Annotated in this window: 16 protein-coding genes and 1 pseudogene; 10 read left to right on the top strand and 7 right to left on the bottom strand. The window is 59.8% G+C overall.

Going from position 1 to position 16,912, the window contains the following annotated elements:
• The first annotated feature begins 5 nt into the window (after positions 1-5).
• Positions 6-1,013, top strand: a complete 1,008-nt coding sequence (locus IB234_RS19500) for a DUF481 domain-containing protein (protein WP_192321071.1) — start codon at positions 6-8, stop codon at positions 1,011-1,013.
• A 908-nt stretch (positions 1,014-1,921) separates the two neighbouring features.
• On the opposite strand, the gene IB234_RS19495 is transcribed toward IB234_RS19500, so the two are convergent.
• From IB234_RS19495 to IB234_RS19480, 4 genes are all read right to left on the bottom strand, one after another.
• On the bottom strand, positions 1,922-2,722 hold the full coding sequence (locus tag IB234_RS19495) for a cyclic nucleotide-binding domain-containing protein (protein WP_192321068.1): 801 nt from the start codon (positions 2,720-2,722) through the stop codon (positions 1,922-1,924).
• Positions 2,723-2,828: 106 nt separating this feature from the next.
• The gene (locus tag IB234_RS19490) at positions 2,829-3,101 is read right to left on the bottom strand and encodes a TfoX/Sxy family protein (RefSeq protein WP_192321066.1); all 273 of its coding nucleotides are present in this window, start codon (positions 3,099-3,101) and stop codon (positions 2,829-2,831) included.
• A 296-nt stretch (positions 3,102-3,397) separates the two neighbouring features.
• Positions 3,398-3,742 (bottom strand): pentapeptide repeat-containing protein, encoded by a 345-nt coding sequence (locus tag IB234_RS19485; RefSeq protein WP_192321064.1) that lies wholly within the window; start codon positions 3,740-3,742, stop codon positions 3,398-3,400.
• 56 nt (positions 3,743-3,798) lie between these two features.
• Positions 3,799-5,361 (bottom strand): bifunctional aminoglycoside phosphotransferase/ATP-binding protein, encoded by a 1,563-nt coding sequence (locus IB234_RS19480; protein ID WP_192321062.1) that lies wholly within the window; start codon positions 5,359-5,361, stop codon positions 3,799-3,801.
• Positions 5,362-5,477: 116 nt separating this feature from the next.
• On the opposite strand from IB234_RS19480, the gene mrcB reads away from it, so the two are divergent.
• Genes mrcB through IB234_RS19465 form a run of 3 tightly spaced genes read left to right on the top strand, consistent with a single transcriptional unit; the run spans position 5,478 to position 8,868 of the window.
• Positions 5,478-7,796, top strand: coding sequence for a penicillin-binding protein 1B (gene mrcB, locus IB234_RS19475; protein ID WP_192321059.1), 2,319 nt, complete (start codon positions 5,478-5,480; stop codon positions 7,794-7,796).
• 23 nt (positions 7,797-7,819) lie between these two features.
• The gene (locus IB234_RS19470) at positions 7,820-8,548 is read left to right on the top strand and encodes a tetratricopeptide repeat protein (protein WP_192321057.1); all 729 of its coding nucleotides are present in this window, start codon (positions 7,820-7,822) and stop codon (positions 8,546-8,548) included.
• On the top strand, positions 8,548-8,868 hold the full coding sequence (locus tag IB234_RS19465; protein ID WP_192321055.1) for a YqcC family protein: 321 nt from the start codon (positions 8,548-8,550) through the stop codon (positions 8,866-8,868). The genes IB234_RS19470 and IB234_RS19465 overlap by 1 nt, the downstream gene beginning before the upstream one ends.
• Before the next feature lie 22 nt (positions 8,869-8,890).
• Here IB234_RS19465 and IB234_RS19460 read toward each other — a convergent pair whose 3' ends face one another.
• Positions 8,891-9,328 carry a DUF4124 domain-containing protein gene (locus IB234_RS19460; protein WP_192321053.1) on the bottom strand — a complete coding sequence of 146 codons (438 nt, stop codon included), beginning with the start codon at positions 9,326-9,328 and terminating at the stop codon, positions 8,891-8,893.
• A 409-nt stretch (positions 9,329-9,737) separates the two neighbouring features.
• Here IB234_RS19460 and IB234_RS19455 point away from each other — a divergent pair, with 409 nt between their 5' ends.
• Both IB234_RS19455 and ilvN read left to right on the top strand, forming a co-directional pair.
• Positions 9,738-11,468, top strand: coding sequence for an acetolactate synthase 3 large subunit (locus IB234_RS19455; protein WP_192321051.1), 1,731 nt, complete (start codon positions 9,738-9,740; stop codon positions 11,466-11,468).
• Positions 11,469-11,470: 2 nt separating this feature from the next.
• A complete protein-coding gene (gene ilvN / locus IB234_RS19450; RefSeq protein ID WP_192321049.1) occupies positions 11,471-11,962 on the top strand; it encodes an acetolactate synthase small subunit in 492 nt (163 codons plus the stop codon).
• 40 nt (positions 11,963-12,002) lie between these two features.
• Here ilvN and ilvY read toward each other — a convergent pair whose 3' ends face one another.
• The gene (gene ilvY / locus IB234_RS19445; protein WP_192321047.1) at positions 12,003-12,884 is read right to left on the bottom strand and encodes an HTH-type transcriptional activator IlvY; all 882 of its coding nucleotides are present in this window, start codon (positions 12,882-12,884) and stop codon (positions 12,003-12,005) included.
• 125 nt (positions 12,885-13,009) lie between these two features.
• On the opposite strand from ilvY, the gene ilvC reads away from it, so the two are divergent.
• The 4 genes from ilvC (at position 13,010) to msrQ (ending at position 16,681) form a co-directional block, all read left to right on the top strand.
• Positions 13,010-14,026, top strand: coding sequence for a ketol-acid reductoisomerase (gene ilvC / locus IB234_RS19440; protein WP_043309071.1), 1,017 nt, complete (start codon positions 13,010-13,012; stop codon positions 14,024-14,026).
• Positions 14,027-14,183: 157 nt separating this feature from the next.
• Complete coding sequence (pssA, locus tag IB234_RS19435; RefSeq protein ID WP_137974867.1) at positions 14,184-14,999, top strand: CDP-diacylglycerol--serine O-phosphatidyltransferase; 816 nt, start codon at positions 14,184-14,186, stop codon at positions 14,997-14,999.
• Between the two features lie 63 nt (positions 15,000-15,062).
• Positions 15,063-16,064: a protein-methionine-sulfoxide reductase catalytic subunit MsrP gene (msrP, locus tag IB234_RS19430; protein ID WP_192321045.1), complete on the top strand. Its 1,002-nt coding sequence runs from the start codon at positions 15,063-15,065 to the stop codon at positions 16,062-16,064.
• On the top strand, positions 16,064-16,681 hold the full coding sequence (gene msrQ, locus IB234_RS19425) for a protein-methionine-sulfoxide reductase heme-binding subunit MsrQ (RefSeq protein ID WP_192321042.1): 618 nt from the start codon (positions 16,064-16,066) through the stop codon (positions 16,679-16,681). The genes msrP and msrQ overlap by 1 nt, the downstream gene beginning before the upstream one ends.
• Before the next feature lie 7 nt (positions 16,682-16,688).
• On the opposite strand, the pseudogene IB234_RS24005 reads toward msrQ, so the two are convergent.
• Positions 16,689-16,912: pseudogene (locus tag IB234_RS24005) on the bottom strand (hypothetical protein); the annotation flags it as partial.

The following is a 16,912-nucleotide window of genomic DNA, read 5'->3' as shown; positions in this document are numbered from 1 at the left end:
TGCCCATGAAATCGCTCCGCTCCCTCGTTTGCCTGGCACTTGCCAGCGCCTCCACACCGCTGATGGCCGACACTGTCTGGCTGAAGAATGGTGACAAGCTCACTGGCACCATCCAATTGGTCGATAGCGGCAAGTTGCTGCTGAAGACCGAGTACGCCGGGAGCATCACCCTAGAAATGGCGAAGATCGCCACCCTGGAGAGTGATCGTGAGCTGTTGGTGAAGCAGGAAGACTTCGACGGTGAGCATGCCAAGTCGCTCAAGCCTGCGGGGCAGGGGCAAGTGGAATTGATCAATGGCGAGGCGCCCAGGGTCGTGGAATTGGCTTCGATCAGCCAGATGATGCCTCCCAAGCCGCTGGTGCAGGACCTGACCTGGACCGGCACCCTGGACTTCTCCGCCGACTACAAGAAGGCCGAGAACGATATCAAGGACTACGACATCGATCTCGATACCAAGGCTCGCCATGGTGCCTGGCGTCATGGCATCTCGGCGGAATACGACCATGAGACCAAGGACGACGAGCGCAAAACCGATCGGGTCGAACTGGAGTACGATCTCGATCGCTTCTTCACCCAGAAGTTCTTCTGGCAGGGCCAGCTGAAGTACAGCCATGATCGCGTCGAGGAACTGGAGACCCAGCGTACCGTTGGTACTGGCCCCGGTTACCAGTTCTGGGACAGTGAGCTGGGGGCGTTTTCCCTGGCAGGTCTGTTCAATCGCAACGACTATGTTTTCGCCGACGGTAGCAGCGAGCACTTCAACTCCGCATCCATGGAGTGGGACTACAAGCGCTACCTGTATGGCAAGAACATGGAGCTGTATACCCAGGGCGAACTGGGCGCGCCGTTCGATGACTCGATCGAGTACGTCATCGACGCCGAAGCGGGCTTGCGCTACAAGCTGAACAGCTGGGCTGCGCTGAGCCTGAAGACCGAGTGGGATAAAGTGGCCAGCGAGCACGGCGATACCAACGAGCGCCGTTACATGATCGGCCTGGGTGTGGGCTGGTAGCCGTTCAGTCTTGCTGGGCCTCCTGGTGGCTGCTCGGTTGCGGGCGCAGGCTTGGGGGCGGGCGGCACGACAGCCGGGTTGAATGCCTTCTACTAGGGTTGAAAACTTCTCACCACCATGCGCCGTCCTTAGTACCTGCTGCAGGTAGCGGCTGATCACTGGTGCGGTTGTGGCTTCCTGTGTACCGTGGCTCGTTCCGCAGACCGGGCACGTCTCCCGCTCGACACAGTGCTGGTTGCGATTTCCGGTCTCGCCATTGCTTCTTGCCTGTTTCAGGCAGCGGCTAGCTTGGGCCAGGGGGCTTTGCCGATGCCGCTCAGATACCGCTGTGCCCTGCAAGCCTGCATGGTGGCTGCCAGCTGGGGGCGTCCAGAAGCGTGCTTGGTTGCTCCATCGAGCGATGATCTAGAACCTCAAATGGCAGCGTCAACCTCTGGCCAAGCACATGGCATTCGGTGTTGAAGGCCACTCCGGTGAGCTCAATTTCTCAAGACAGTCATCGATAGCGTTACGCAGTTGGGTGATCTGCTTGCAGCTCAATACGCTCGGATGCAGCGGTGGACCACCTCTGATGCATGGGATCGGAGCCGTGGCCTCACTCATGCTCGTGCTCATGCTCCGGCAGGAAATGGATGAGCATGTTGGCAGGCTTGAAAAATCACCGGCAAAAAAAGACCCGGCAAAGTGCCGGGTCAATAACCGTGATTAGCCTGATGAGGAGATAATCTGAAGAGTCCGACTACGTGGTCTCTTGAGCTTATCGGCTGATCTCGCGACCAGCTGAGGTAATAATAACAATTCTCATTTTCCAGTCAACACCTGGATGAGAATTATTTTCGACTGGTTGGCAAAGGCCGGAAAAACAATGCCCCGGCCTGGGCCGGGGCATTGTCTGTCGCATCAGCTATTCAGACAGGCTGGGGGTGATTGCGCAGTTGCGTGACTTCCTTGTTGAGCAGGTCAATGCGCCTGGCCATGCTCTCTATCAGGCTGTGCGCGATGCGTGGGTTGCTCTGCATCAGGCTGAGGAATTGATCCTTGGGAATCACCATGACGGTGCAGGGCTCGCTGGCAATCACCGTGGCACTGCGCTTTTCACGGGTGAAAACGGCCATTGCGCCGAAAATCTCGTCTTTCTGCACATCGCCGACCTTCTGCCCATCCACGTGCGCCTCGGCATGCCCCTCGATGATCACGAATACGTGATCGGCATCGTCCCCCTGGTGAATCAGCTCCTCGCCGGCCGCGAAATGCTGGAACCCGGTGGCGGGGCGGATCTCCGGCTGCTTCAAGCGTGCCAGGGCGTCGGAGAGCAGGGCCGTGTGGCCGATCAGATACTGGATGAACAGCTCTTGGCGCTGCTCGCTCCCGTATATGTGCTTGAACACTTCGCTGCGAGCGTAGGGGACCAGCGTCAATTGCTCCTCGCTGTTGTAGCGGCAGCTCGGTAAATCTATGCCCTGGCGCAGACCGACCAGATCACCTTCCTGCAGATAGAACAAAGGGCGGTTGTCGACCAGGGCATGCAGCAGGCCATGCTCGATGATGTAGAGCTGATTGCCGGGCAGTATCTTGGCCAGGTCGTCGACCTGTTCCAGGCGCAGGGGGGCACCGCTGGGCTGTAGTCCATCCAGCAACTGCGCAGGAATGCTCTGCAGGCGTTGGATCAACTGATCGGCGTACGCCGGTTGCTCCCCAAGTAGGTACATGACGGTAATTCCTTGAACTGTCTGGGCTGACGATAAGACACGCCAGTGTTGGCAACAATAGGTGGCAGCGTTGCTCAGGTAAATCTCGCCGCTCGGAGGTTGTGAGCTAGCTCTTGTTGCTCGGCCTGTGTTCGTCCAGTTGCCCGTTCAGGCTGTCCTTGAGGCCGGGAGGAAGATCGTTCCAGTGAACGTCGAGCAGCGCGCCTTCTATAGCATATAGCAGCACCTTGGATGCGCGAAAACCACGTGCGCGTACTGCGCGATAGGCATCTACCGAACCTAGGCGCCGCAGGTCATTTGCGCTATGGATGCCTACTGCGTGCAGCCACTGTGCAGAGGTCTTGCCCAGGTTCTTCAGGTGTTGCAGTTCATCGTTCATGGCGCCTCCATGCCTTTCTGCGCAGTCACGAATGAGTCTGAGTCGGGAAGCCTGCGGGAAAGTGTAGCGGCCATCGTGCAAAACGCTTCTGTTTCCCGCCGCCTGGGCCTGGTGTCGCCTCTGCATCAGTACCACAAGATATAAAGATCACGGGCTGGTTTGCTGATCGCGCGCTGGAGTCTAGGTGTCGCTGCGAGCCTACCAAACGATGCACTCGAAAGGCGCTCGGCATCGAGAGGACCGGCGTCGGCACGATTATCGAACGCGGTATCCAGATTGCTGATGGGCGCTCCGGGTCAGATGGTTCGATACCGCATGCGGGTGCCGAACTGCATCGACAGCAGGATCTCGTCGGCACTCAGTCGGTCCGGAAAGTAGGCTCCGGAAATCTGGGCATGGGCGATGCTTGCCCCCTGCAGGCAGGCCTCGCGCAGATCTAGCCCCCGCAGGTCGGCGCCGCGGAAGTAAGCATCGGTGAAATCGATACGGCTGGCGTCCAGCTGGCGCAGATCGACTCCGCGAAGGTCGGCGCCTTGTAGGTCGATGCTACCGTCCTTGGGCTTCTGCTTGTTGAACTCGCTGACCTTCTCGTCACGCAGCAGGCGATAGAGCGGGCTATCGAGTTGGCGGGGTTGGCTCATGGGGTGCCTCCGTTCAGGGCCTGCCGGCAGTATAGACAGGCCCTGGGCGCGGCATCCTACAGCCCCGGCAAGCGTTGGCGAATGCTGTCGATCAGGCCGTCCAGGCTCGCAGCCTTGTGGGTTTCGATGCGGCGGCTGTGATTCTGTTCGTTGGCGTCCAGTTCGTCGCGGTTGGCCTGTTGGGCCTGGATCACTTCCAGCGTGGCATCGGATGGGTCGATGCCTTCGGCTTGACGCTGTTGCAGCCAGGCGGCGATCACCTCTTCGGGGGCCTGGCAGTCGAGGATCAAGAAGGGGGCCCCATTGTGCTCGGCGACCTGCCAGGCGGCGGAGCGTTGGTCGCGCTTGAGGTAAGCAGCATCGAGTACTACCGGGAAGCCGGCATGCAGTGCGCTTTCTGCCAGCTGGTGCAGGCGTTCGTAGGTGGAGTTGCTGGCTTCGGCACTGTAGATACCACCGTTCAGGCTGCCCTTGGCGGCTTCTGTTTGTTCGCCGAACAGGCGCTTGCGTTCCACATCAGAGCGCAGGCGGATGGCCCCTAGGGCCTCGACTAGGCGCATGGCGACTTGGCTCTTGCCGACTGCGGAGACGCCGCTGGTAATGGCCAGGAAGGGGGTGGGAATGGCGCTGTAGCCTTCCGCCAGGTTGGCATAATTGCGGTACTGACGCAGGGTTGCGGCCTTCTGTACGGCATCGCTCTGGTGCGCGAGGCTGAACAGCGCGACCTTGGCTCTTACGAGGGCTCGATGCGCCTTGTACAAGTTGAGTAGCTCCAGAGCTTCATAGTCGCCCGTGCGCTCCAACCAGGCGCTGACAAAACGTCGCGACAGCGCCTTGAGCCCGCGGTCTTCCAAGTCCATGGCGAGGAAGGCGGCGTCCAGGGCGATGTCGATCAGGCGGAATTCTTCGTTGAATTCGATGCAGTCGAACAGCACGACTTCGCCGTCGAGCAGAGTGGCGTTGCCCAGGTGGATGTCACCGTGGCATTCGCGGATCGCACCTGCTTCTGCGCGGCGCGCCAGTAGCGGCTCAAGGCGCGCGATGCTGGCTTCTACCCAGCCTTCCAGAGCTTCAAGTTGGCGCAGGTCGGCCGCGTCGGACAGCAGCGGGCGGATCTGCTCGAAGTTCTGGCGCATCGGCGCGACGATGGCTTTCGGCAGGCACAGTGAGTGGTCGACGGCGACTGCCGGGGTGCGGGCGTGGAAATCGGCGATCTGCTGTGCGAGGGCATCTATGTGCGCCGGGGTCAGCTCGCCCCGTGATTGCACCGCGCTGAGCAGCTGACTCTGCGGGAACTGGCGCATCTTCAGTGCATATTCGATGGTCGGGCCTTCGCCGCCCAGCTGCGGAGTGCTTTCGCTGCCGGTGATCGACAGAACATCCAGATACAGACCATCGGTCAGACGCTGGTTGAGGCGCAGCTCTTCACCGCAGAAGTGCTGGCGCTTGTCCAGATCGGTGAAGTCGAGGAAGCCGAAGTTGACTGGCTTCTTGACCTTGTAAGCGAATGGACCGGTGAGCAGGACCCATGAAATGTGTGTCTCGATTACCTGGAAGCCGTCCACTGGGTGCGGGTAGAGGGCAGGGTTCTGCAGGGCGGCAATCAGGGCTTGGCTCACGGTCTTTCCTTGCATCTGGAGTCGATAAGAAGCGGCATTATGGCCGCTGTGAGGCGCTCTGCAAACCGCTGGGGAGCGCCTGTTGGGGCTGGGCAAAGTGCGTATAATGCCGCGCCATGACTCGTTCCCGTACTCCTCGCAAAGGCGCCAAGCGCCGCGCCGGCAGCCGTTCTTGGCTGGGCTGGCTGTTCAAACTGTCTCTGGTCGGCTTGGTGCTGCTGGCCGGCTTCGCTGTGTATCTCGATGCCGTGGTGCAGGAAAAATTCTCTGGCAAGCGCTGGACGGTGCCGGCCAAGGTCTATGCTCGGCCTCTGGAGCTGTTCGTCGGTCAGAAGCTGAGCAGGGAGGACTTTCTCACTGAGCTGGACGCCCTTGGCTATCGCCGAGAAGGCGCCGCCAATGGCCCGGGTGCCGCGGCAGTGAACGGCAATCTGGTCGATCTGCACACCCGTGGCTTCCAGTTCTACGAAGGGAACGAACCGGCCCAGCGGGTGCGGGTGAAGTTCTCTGGCGATTACGTAGCGGGGCTCAATCAGGGCAGTGGCGCCAAGCTGGCTGTGGCCCGGATGGAGCCGCTCCTGATCGGTGGCCTGTACCCGGCGCACCACGAAGATCGCATCCTGATCAAGCTGGATCAGGTGCCGCCATATCTCGTCGAGACTCTAGTGGCGGTCGAGGATCGCGAATTCTTCAATCACTTCGGCGTTTCGCCCAAGGGCATAGCCCGTGCGGTGTGGATCAATGCCAGTGCCGGTCAGCTGCGCCAGGGTGGCAGTACCCTGACCCAGCAGTTGGTGAAGAACTTCTATCTCACCAACGAGCGCAGCCTGACCCGTAAGCTCACTGAAGCCATGATGGCTGTGTTGCTGGAGCTGCATTACGACAAGAAGGAAATTCTTGAGGCCTACCTTAACGAGGTGTTCCTCGGTCAGGATGGCCAGCGTGCCGTGCATGGCTTCGGCCTGGCCAGTCAGTACTTCTTCAGTCAGCCGCTGGGAGAACTGAAGCTTGAACAGGTTGCGTTGCTGGTCGGCATGGTCAAGGGGCCGACCGTATATAACCCGCGGCGTAATCCGGAACTGGCGCTCAAGCGCCGCAACCTGGTGCTCGACCTGCTAGCCGAGCAAGGTGTGGTGACTGTCGAGGTAGCCGAGGCGGCGAAGCAGAAGCCGCTTGGCGTGACCAAGCGCGGCAGCCTGGCCGATAGCTCGTTCCCCGGCTTCCTCGATCTGGTCAAGCGCCAACTGCGTGAGGACTACCGCGAAGAGGATCTGACGGAAGAAGGTCTGCGTATCTTCACCAGCTTCGATCCGATCATCCAGCTCAAGGCTGAGTCTGCGCTGAGCGAGACGCTCAAGCGTCTCTCCGGGCGCCAGGGTGTCGCTGAGGTCGAGGCCGCGATGGTGGTGACCAACCCGGAAACAGGCGAGGTGCAGGCGCTGATCGGCAGTCGGCAGCCGCGTTTTGCCGGCTTCAATCGGGTACTCGATGCCAATCGGCCAATCGGATCGCTGATCAAGCCGGCCATCTATCTCACTGCCCTGGAGCGACCCAGCCAGTACACGTTGACCACTTGGCTGGAAGATACACCCTTCTCGGTGAAAGGGCAGGATGGCCAGGTCTGGCGCCCACAGAACTATGATCGCAAGGCCCATGGCACCATCTATCTGTATCAGGGGCTGGCCAACTCCTACAACCTGTCCACCGCCAAGCTCGGTCTGGAACTGGGCGTGCCGAATGTGCTCAAAACCCTCGAACGGCTGGGCGTTGAGAAGGATTGGCCTGCCTATCCATCGATGCTGCTGGGTGCTGGTGCGCTGAGCCCGATGGAGGTGGCCACCATGTATCAGACGTTGGCCAATGGTGGTTTCAATACGCCGTTGCGAGGTATCCGCAGCGTACTGGCTGCTGAGGGCGAGCCTCTCAAGCGCTATCCGTTCCAGATCCAGCAGCGCTTCGATCCGGGGGCCATCTATCTGGTACAGAACGCGATGCAGCGAGTGATGCGCGAAGGCACCGGGCGCTCGGTTTACAGCCAGTTGCCTGCTTCGCTCAACCTGGCAGGCAAGACCGGTACCAGTAACGATTCGCGTGATAGCTGGTTCGCCGGCTTCAGCCAGGACCTACTCGCCGTCGTGTGGATGGGGCGTGATGACAATGGTAAGACTCCTCTTACCGGTGCGACGGGAGCACTACAGGTCTGGACCAGCTTCATGAAAAAGGCCGATCCGTTGCCGCTGGATATGCCCATGCCAGACAACGTCGCGACGGCTTGGGTAGATGCATCGAGCGGCCAGGGCTCGGCTTCTGGTTGTCCGAATGCAGTGGAAGTACCCTATATCCGTGGCAGCGAACCGCCACCCGGACAGCCATGTGGCCTGCTGGAGGCCCCAGCGGAGAACGTGATGGACTGGGTGCGTGGATGGCTCAACTGAATTCGCTTCGAGTGAGATGAAGAATGGCTAAGTGGTGGTTTTCGGTGATGCTGGTTTCGGCGGTTATGTCCGGTTGTGCCAGTGTGCCCAGGGGTTCCATTCCGGTGCAGGATTCGTCGGGGCGCCTGATGGAGGACGAGCAGGGCGCCTTTGCCGGTCGTGCCGGGGTGAGTGCTCAGTCGCAACCGCAGGCGCAGTCCCAGAGTCTTCCTGAGGACTCTGGTGTGGTGGTGATGGTGCCGGGTGGTGTGACCTCCGCACCATTGGAAACCTACCCGGATGGCAGCAGTGCGACCCCTTCCACTTACAATCAGGCTCCCCTCAATACTGGGCCGATCTCCTCCACTGCAGGAAGTTACCCGACTCCGAGTGCTCCGAGCATGCCAAGCGGTATTCCATCGGGGGGCGGTCTGGCTGGTGATGAACAGCTCGATGGGCCGGTGCTGGCGCTGCTCACCAGCGCTCAGCAGCAGCAGGGAAGTGGTGATCTGGACGGTGCGTCGTCCAGTCTCGAGCGTGCACAGCGCATCGCTCCGCGCGAGCCGCAAGTGCTCTATCGTCTGGCTGAGGTGCGTCTGGCTCAAGGTGATGCCGCCCAGGCCGAGCAGTTGGCTCGTCGCGGCCTGAGTTTTGCTGGTGGTCGTCCCGCCCTGCAGGCTGGATTATGGGGGCTGATCGGTCAGGCTCGTGAGCGTCAAGGCGATCCAGCAGGCGCAGCCCAAGCTCGCGAGCGTGCCAGGGTCAATCTCTGATGGATAGCCGTATTTCGGCATTGGCCGATCAGTTGCTGTTGGTTGAGCGAGAGTTGCGGCTAATGGGATTGTGGGCAACCGAGCCGCCTCCGGCCGAGGCGATGGCCAGTCAGCAGCCTTTCTGTGTCGATACCATGGATTTAGAGGCCTGGCTGCAGTGGATATTCCTGCCGCGCATGAGGCAATTGCTGCAATCGGGAGGAACACTGCCCACCAGTTCCGGCATCAGGGCAATGGCTGAGGAGCGATTTTCAGGTACGGCGAAGGGGCTGCTGGCTGCGCTGGGGGAGTTTGATCGTTTGATCGGCGAGGCAGGGTAGAGCTCCTGCCTCGAAGGCTTATCTACTTGCAGGTGGTTTCGATGGCTTTCTCGCTTTCTGCGATACGGCTCTGACGTTCCTCTTCGGTCAAACGTTTCACTTGGCCGTTCTCTTCGACGAGTACGCGAGGATTGTTTTTCAGCTGAGCCAGGTTGTTCCGCGCGGACTCGCAGTACTTTTTGCGTTCCGACTCCTGCTTGGCGACATCCTTCTTCACCTTGTCATCTATGGCTTTCTGCTCGGGGTCCTCCGCTCCTTCATCGGCAACGGCCTTGGGCGGAGACTGAGTGCCCTTCGGCTGGGAGATATTCGGGTTCACCTGCGTGCTGTCCTGCCCCTCTGGCGGTTGAGAGCCAAAGTGCACATTCCCTTGAGCATCTTCCCATTTGTATATCTGTCCGGCGTTGGCGCCGGCGCTCAGGGCGAGCAGCACACTGCACGCGAGAATCATGCGACGCATGTCGTTTCCTTTTTGTCGGTAGCAAAACCTGCTCGTTACTATAACCAAATCCCACGAATCTTCATCCTGCGCCATGTCACAAGCCGGTAGTAGAAGAAACTGCGACGCATGGCTTGACTTGGCGTTCGCTAATCCGAACAATCGGCCCTTCCTGCTGTTGTGAGGTCCGCCGCAAGCGTCCCTCAGCTCAGTGGAAAAAGGCGCTACCCGTGCCGACCCCCGTTACACCCGCAACGCGTTACCTCGCGCTGGGAAGGAAAGGCTCCGCAAGATTGGGCCGTTCCGCTACTTGTCAGGCAGACCCCTGCATTATCAGCGACCACCGTCGCGCTTGTCCGCTGACCAGTAAGACCTACTCAAAGGACCACTCGTTGTCGGGTGGTGATCTGGCGTTCTAGAGGTGAACAACGTGGAGCTTTTATCCGGCGCTGAAATGGTCGTCCGCTCGCTGCGTGACGAAGGCGTTAAGTATATCTATGGGTACCCGGGCGGTGCTCTCCTGCACATCTACGATGCCCTGTTCAAGGAGCCGGAAGTTACCCATATTCTGGTTCGTCACGAACAGGCTGCCACTCACATGGCCGACGGTTATGCCCGCGCCACCGGCAAGGCCGGTGTGGTGCTGGTGACTTCCGGCCCGGGGGCGACCAATGCCATTACCGGCATTGCTACCGCCTACATGGACTCGATCCCGATGGTGATCATATCCGGTCAGGTGCCCAGCACCGTGGTCGGTACCGACGCCTTCCAGGAAACCGACATGGTCGGTATCTCGCGTCCGATCGTGAAGCACAGCTTCATCATCAAGCATCCTTCGGAAATCCCCGAAGTGATCAAGAAGGCTTTCTACCTCGCCCAGTCCGGCCGTCCCGGTCCAGTGGTCGTGGATATTCCCAAGGACATGGGCGATCCGTCGCAGAAGTTCGAGTACAGCTACCCGAAGAAGGTCAAGCTGCGCTCATACAGTCCTGCTGCCCGTGGTCATTCCGGGCAGATTCGCAAGGCTGTCGAGATGCTGTTGGCTGCCAAGCGCCCGGTTATGTATTCCGGTGGTGGTGTGGTCATGGGGGGCGCTTCCGAGCCTCTGACCGAGCTGGCCCGCATGCTCAATGTACCGGTGACCAACACTCTGATGGGGCTCGGTGCTTTCCCGGGCACAGACCGCCAGTTTGTCGGCATGCTTGGCATGCACGGCAGCTACACCGCTAACCTGACCATGCACCACGCCGATGTGATCCTGGCCGTTGGTGCGCGTTTCGATGACCGCGTGATCAACGGTGAGACCGCCGCCAAATTTTGTCCGAACGCCAAGATCATCCACATCGACATCGACCCTGCCTCGATCTCCAAGACCGTCAAGGCCGACATACCGATAGTGGGGCCGGTCGACAGCGTGCTGACCGAGATGGTCGCCATCCTCAAGGAAATCGGCGAGACTCCGAACAAGGAAACTGTCGCCAACTGGTGGAAGCAGATCGATGAATGGCGCGGTAGCGGCCGCCTGTTCCCCTATAGCGAGGGTGACGGCAGCATCATCAAGCCGCAAGCGGTGATCGAGACCCTGAGTGAAGTGACCCGTGGCGACGCCTACATCACGTCCGACGTGGGGCAGCACCAGATGTTCGCGGCGCAGTATTACCGTTTCAACAAGCCCAATCGCTGGATCAACTCCGGTGGTCTGGGCACCATGGGCTTCGGTTTCCCCGCGGCGATGGGCGTCAAACTGAACTTCCCGGAGGCCGATGTAGCCTGCGTGACCGGTGAAGGCAGCATCCAGATGAACATCCAGGAGCTGTCGACCTGTCTGCAGTACGACCTGCCGGTGAAGATCATCAACCTGAACAACGGTGCCCTGGGCATGGTTCGCCAATGGCAGGACATGCAGTACAGCAGCCGTTATTCGCACTCCTATATGGAATCGCTGCCTGACTTCGTCAAGCTGGCCGAGGCCTATGGTCACGTGGGCATGCGCATCACTGATCTGAAAGACCTCAAGCCGAAGATGGAAGAAGCCTTCGCCATGAAGAACCGTTTGGTGTTCCTCGACATCGCCGTGGATACCAGCGAGCACGTGTACCCGATGCAGATTCGCGGCGGTGCCATGCGTGACATGTGGCTGAGCAAGACGGAGCGGACCTGAACATGCGCCATATCATCTCCCTGTTGCTGGAAAACGAACCCGGTGCTCTGTCCCGCGTGGTCGGCCTGTTCTCCCAGCGTAACTACAACATCGAAAGCCTGACCGTGGCGCCGACCGAGGATCCGACCCTGTCGCGTCTGACGCTGACCACCGTTGGCCATGATGACGTCGTTGAGCAGATCACCAAGAACCTCAACAAGCTGATCGAAGTGGTCAAGCTGGTGAACCTGTCGGAAAGCGCTCACATCGAGCGCGAGCTGATGTTGGTGAAAGTGAAGGCCACTGGCGCCCAGCGCGCCGAGGTCAAGCGCACCACCGACATCTTCCGCGGGCAGATCGTCGACGTCACCAGCAGCGTCTATACCATCCAGCTGGCCGGTACCAGCGACAAGCTGGACAGTTTCATTCAGGCCATCGGCACCGCGTCGATCCTGGAAACTGTCCGTAGTGGTGTCACCGGTATTGCGCGTGGCGACAAGGTCCTGAGTATCTGATCGTCATGTTGTGAAAAAGCCCCGCCTAGTGCGGGGCTTTTTATTTCTGGCGGTTCCAGAAGGCGGCGATCAGCGGGTCCTTGAGGCGCTTCTGCAGCGCGAAAAGGCCGATGTCGTAGGCAGTCAGTGGCGGCTGGATATCGTAGATACGGATGCGCGCAGTCAGCGGACTGTTATCCAGGACGATCTGCGGTACCACACCGATGCCGAACCCCAGGCTCACCATGCTGACGATGGCCTCGTTGCCGCTGACCTGGGCATAGATGCGCGGCTTGATGTTGTGGCTCTTCAGCCAGCGGTCGGTGCGCGTGCGCGCCAGTCCCTCTTCCGACAGGATCATCGGTACGTCCCGCCAGCTTTCCGCGTTGGGATGCTTCAGCTGCTCGTCGCTGAGTAGTTGCGATGACTGTGGGCCGATGAAGCGCAGCTCGGAACGGGCGATGGGCTGAAACTCGATGTCGGTCGGCAGGCTGTCCGGGCGGGCGCCGATGGCCAGGTCTTCCAGTTCCTGCTGCACACGCTCTACGGCCTTGGCCGGGTCGCCGGTGTGCAGCTTCATTTCGATGCGCGGGTAGTTCTGCCGGAAGCTGCTGAGGATGTCATACAGAAAGCTGTAGCTGGCCGTGACAGAGCAATACAGGGAGAGCTCGCCGTGCAGGATCAACTGGTCCTGCTTGAATGTCTGGCGGATAGCCTGCCAGCCATTCATGACCTCCTGGGCATATCCGCGAAACTGCTGCCCTTCGCGGGTCAGGCGGACCGAGCGGTTGTCGCGCAGGAATAGCGGGGCGCCAAGTTCATCTTCGAGTTGCTTGATGCTGCGGCTGAGAGCGGAAGGGCTGACATGCTGTTCTCGGCTGGTTTTGCCGAAGTGCAGGTTGTCTGCCAAAGAAAGAAAAAGCCTGAGAGCGTGGCTGTCCATATCTGTTTCATATATCGGCACGTTGTATTGCAAATATATCATTTTACGCAATGGTGAGGATCGCTTAAGGTGCCTCCGTAGCGGTGCTGAGCACCCCCTCCATTCGATCCAGAAGAGCCCAGAACATGAAAGTTTTCTACGACAAAGACTGCGACCTCTCCATCATCCAGGGCAAGAAAGTCGCCGTTATCGGCTACGGCTCTCAGGGCCATGCTCAGGCGTGCAACCTGAAGGATTCCGGTGTTGACGTCACCATCGGTCTGCGCAAGGGCTCCGCTACCGTTGCCAAGGCCGAGGCCCATGGCCTGAAAGTGACCGACGTGGCCACCGCCGTCGCCAACGCTGACCTGGTCATGATCCTGACCCCGGACGAGTTCCAAGGCCGTCTGTACAAGGACGAGATCGAACCGAACATCAAGAAAGGCGCCACCCTGGCCTTCTCCCACGGCTTCTCCATCCACTACAACCAGGTCGTACCGCGTGCCGACCTCGACGTGATCATGATCGCGCCGAAAGCCCCGGGCCACACTGTGCGCTCCGAGTTCGTCAAAGGCGGTGGTATCCCTGATCTGATCGCTATCTACCAAGACGCCTCCGGCAACGCCAAGAACGTCGCCCTGTCCTACGCCTGTGGCGTCGGTGGTGGCCGTACCGGCATCATCGAAACCACCTTCAAGGACGAGACCGAAACCGACCTGTTCGGCGAGCAGGCTGTTCTGTGCGGCGGTTGTGTTGAGCTGGTCAAAGCCGGTTTCGATACTCTGGTTGAAGCTGGCTACGCGCCGGAAATGGCCTACTTCGAGTGCCTGCACGAGCTAAAGCTGATCGTCGACCTGATGTTCGAAGGCGGTATCGCCAACATGAACTACTCGATCTCCAACAACGCCGAGTATGGCGAGTACGTGACTGGCCCGGAAGTCATCAACGCCGAATCCCGTCAGGCTATGCGCAACGCTCTGAAGCGCATTCAGGACGGCGAATACGCCAAGATGTTCATCACCGAAGGCGCGGCCAACTACCCATCTATGACTGCCTACCGCCGCAACAACGCCGCTCACGGCATCGAAGTGGTCGGTGAGAAACTGCGTGCAATGATGCCGTGGATCTCCGCCAACAAGATCGTCGACAAGACCAAGAACTAAGGTCTTCCGACGCTCGAAAAGAACGCGGCTTAGGCCGCGTTTTTTTATGCGCGCAGCGGGCTTCTGGTATAAAGCCCTCTCGTTTAACCATGCTACCGGCGAACCTGCTTCGGTAGCATCGGTCGAAGTCTCATCCAATTGCTGCAAGGTGTTGTTCATGAACGAACGTCCTGAGGACTCCGGCAAGGCCCCCGAACCGGAGAGCCTGTTGCCCATCGATGAACACGTGGAAGAAGGCCAGGATGCCGAGGGCCGCAAGGTCCGCCACCGTGGCATCTATCTGTTGCCCAACCTGTTCACCACGGCGGCGCTGTTTTCTGGCTTCTATGCCATCGTCAACGGCATGAACGGCCAGTTCGACCACGCCGCCATCGCCATCTTTGTTGCCATGGTGCTAGATGGCCTTGATGGTCGCGTCGCTCGCCTGACCAACACCCAAAGCGCCTTCGGCGCCGAGTACGACTCGCTGTCCGACATGGTCGCCTTCGGCGTCGCGCCGGCGCTGGTGGCTTTCGAGTGGGCTCTCGGTAGTCTGGGCAAGGTCGGTTGGATGGTCGCCTTCATCTATGTGGCCGGTGCTGCGCTGCGTCTGGCGCGCTTCAACACCATGGTGGGGAAGGCCGACAAGCGCTACTTCATCGGCCTGGCCAGTCCGGCTGCTGCGGCGTTGGTGGCCGGTACCGTGTGGGCTTTCAGCGACTTCGGCATCAAGGGCTCGAACATGGCCTTCGTGGTTGCCCTGCTGGTGGCGGCCGCCGGTACGCTGATGGTCAGTAACATCAAGTACCACAGCTTCAAGGATCTGGATCTCAAGGGGCGTGTGCCTTTCGTGGCCATCCTGATCGTGGTGCTGGTGTTCGCCGTGGTATTCAGCGACCCGCCCCGTATCCTGCTGCTGATCTTCCTCGCCTACGCGGCGTCCGGCCCTGTGCAATATTTGTTGCAACTGCGTCGGCGCAAAGCTGCCGAGTGATGTAATTTCCTCGCGGCTCCGCAGTCTATTGGCGCATTCGATGTCCAGGCTGTGGAGCCCGCCATGCTGATCAAGACCCCTCCCGCATCCGCAGAGCGTGAATGCGATATCACCCCCGAAGCGGTTTATCTCTCTCGACGTCATTTCATGGCCGCAGCTGGCGGTGCCATGGCTCTGGGGGCGCTACGAGCGCATGCGGACGTAGCGCGATATACGGATGTCGATCCCGGTCCCATGCCCGGCTGGTTTGCCGAGAAGCTGCCTGATGTGCGCTGGCAGGCGGTAACCGCGGGTGAAGAGGCGCTGACGCCTTATCCGGATGTCACGCAATACAACAACTTCTACGAGTTCGGCACCAACAAGGGCGATCCGGCGCGCCATGCCGGCAAACTCGAGGTGGAACCCTGGTCGGTGATGATCGATGGCGAGGTGGCCAAGCCTGGTCCGATATCGCTTGAGCAACTGGTCCAGCCGCATCGGCTGGAGGAGCGAATCTATCGCCTGCGCTGCGTCGAAGCCTGGTCGATGGTCATCCCTTGGCTTGGTTTCCCCCTGTCTGAACTGCTCAAACGTGCCGAGCCGACCGGCAATGCCAGGTTCGTCCGTTTCGAAACCAAGGTGGCGCCAGAGCAGATGGCGGGTGTGCGCTCCGAATTTGCGCTGATCGACTGGCCCTATGTGGAAGGACTGCGCATGGAGGAAGCCATGCATCCCTTGGCGATCATGGCGGTGGGGCTCTACGGGCGTGTGCTGCCCAATCAGAATGGCGCGCCGCTGCGTCTGGTGGTGCCGTGGAAATACGGCTTCAAGAGCATCAAGTCCATCGTGCGCATCAGCCTGGTTGCCGAGCAGCCGAAAACCACCTGGGAGAGCCTGGCGCCCGATGAATATGGCTTCTACGCCAATGTGAACCCGGGCGTCGACCATCCCCGCTGGAGTCAGGCAACCGAGCGCCGTCTACCCAATAGTCTGTTCAGTCCCAATGTCATCGATACCAAGTTGTTCAACGGCTATGACGAAGTTGCCAGCCTCTATACAGGGCTCGACCTGCGGAAGCATTACTGATGCGCTATCCGATCTGGCGTGGGTTGGTATTCCTCGTGGCCTTGTCGCTTCCCTTGTATTGGCTGTACGAAGGACTGCAGCGACTGACCGGCCCCGATCCCGGCAAGGTGCTGGTGGATAGCCTGGGGCAGGGTGGGCTAATCCTGCTGTTGCTGACACTGAGCATGACCCCGTTGCGCCGCTTGACGGCTTGGGGTGCCTGGTTGGCGGTGCGACGTCAGCTAGGGCTGTGGTGCTTCTTCTATATAGTGCTGCACCTCTGTAGCTATCTACTGTTCATTCTTGGCCTGCGCTTTGATCGTCTGATGGCGGATATCAGTGAGCACCCCTACATCATCGTTGGTGCGCTGGCGCTACTTGGCCTGCTGCCTCTCGCGCTGACTTCTAATCGCTACAGCCAACGTCGGCTGGGTGTGCGTTGGCGGCAGTTGCATCGGTTGGTATATCCGATTCTCGGCCTGGCGTTGCTGCACGTGCTATGGGTGGTGCGCGCCGATATAGGCGAGTGGCTGGTCTACGCGGCATGCGCCGGAGCTTTGATGCTCTTGCGCCTGCCAAGCGTTGCGACCGCGTTGTCAGTCGCTCGCGAGAAGATGACAAAGCTTTGCAGAAAGTAGTTGACGGTTAGATTTGTCTCCCTATAATGCGCACCTGTTCCGGCGCGGCCTGATCTGAAAACTCCTTTATAAACAAGAAGTTATACGAAATTAAGGGTTGCGTTGGCGGCGAATTCGAGTAGAATGCGCCGGGCTGACAAGGTGCTGGATTGGTCTTGTTGGCGCTTCGATCGGCTCTGATCGAAGGCGGTTTAAAGAGGTGGTTGACAGTGGTTTTGATCGCTGTAGAAT

It is taken from the genome of Pseudomonas sp. PDM16, assembly GCF_014851865.1.
In the GTDB taxonomy this organism is placed as follows: Bacteria; Pseudomonadota; Gammaproteobacteria; order Pseudomonadales; family Pseudomonadaceae; genus Aquipseudomonas.
Note: the sequence above shows the minus strand (reverse complement) of the source record. Positions and strands in the feature narration are given on the sequence as shown.

Excerpts from the sequence above, each read along its gene's own strand:
- IB234_RS19500 (WP_192321071.1), top strand. The coding sequence starts at position 6 with ATGAAATCGCTCCGCTCCCTCGTTTGCCTGGCACTTGCCAGCGCCTCC.
- IB234_RS19495 (WP_192321068.1), bottom strand. The coding sequence starts at position 2,722 with ATGTACCTACTTGGGGAGCAACCGGCGTACGCCGATCAGTTGATCCAA.
- IB234_RS19490 (WP_192321066.1), bottom strand. The coding sequence starts at position 3,101 with ATGAACGATGAACTGCAACACCTGAAGAACCTGGGCAAGACCTCTGCA.
- IB234_RS19485 (WP_192321064.1), bottom strand. The coding sequence starts at position 3,742 with ATGAGCCAACCCCGCCAACTCGATAGCCCGCTCTATCGCCTGCTGCGT.
- mrcB (WP_192321059.1), top strand. The coding sequence starts at position 5,478 with ATGACTCGTTCCCGTACTCCTCGCAAAGGCGCCAAGCGCCGCGCCGGC.
- IB234_RS19470 (WP_192321057.1), top strand. The coding sequence starts at position 7,820 with ATGGCTAAGTGGTGGTTTTCGGTGATGCTGGTTTCGGCGGTTATGTCC.
- IB234_RS19465 (WP_192321055.1), top strand. The coding sequence starts at position 8,548 with ATGGATAGCCGTATTTCGGCATTGGCCGATCAGTTGCTGTTGGTTGAG.
- IB234_RS19460 (WP_192321053.1), bottom strand. The coding sequence starts at position 9,328 with ATGCGTCGCATGATTCTCGCGTGCAGTGTGCTGCTCGCCCTGAGCGCC.
- ilvN (WP_192321049.1), top strand. The coding sequence starts at position 11,471 with ATGCGCCATATCATCTCCCTGTTGCTGGAAAACGAACCCGGTGCTCTG.
- ilvY (WP_192321047.1), bottom strand. The coding sequence starts at position 12,884 with ATGGACAGCCACGCTCTCAGGCTTTTTCTTTCTTTGGCAGACAACCTG.
- ilvC (WP_043309071.1), top strand. The coding sequence starts at position 13,010 with ATGAAAGTTTTCTACGACAAAGACTGCGACCTCTCCATCATCCAGGGC.
- pssA (WP_137974867.1), top strand. The coding sequence starts at position 14,184 with ATGAACGAACGTCCTGAGGACTCCGGCAAGGCCCCCGAACCGGAGAGC.
- msrP (WP_192321045.1), top strand. The coding sequence starts at position 15,063 with ATGCTGATCAAGACCCCTCCCGCATCCGCAGAGCGTGAATGCGATATC.
- msrQ (WP_192321042.1), top strand. The coding sequence starts at position 16,064 with ATGCGCTATCCGATCTGGCGTGGGTTGGTATTCCTCGTGGCCTTGTCG.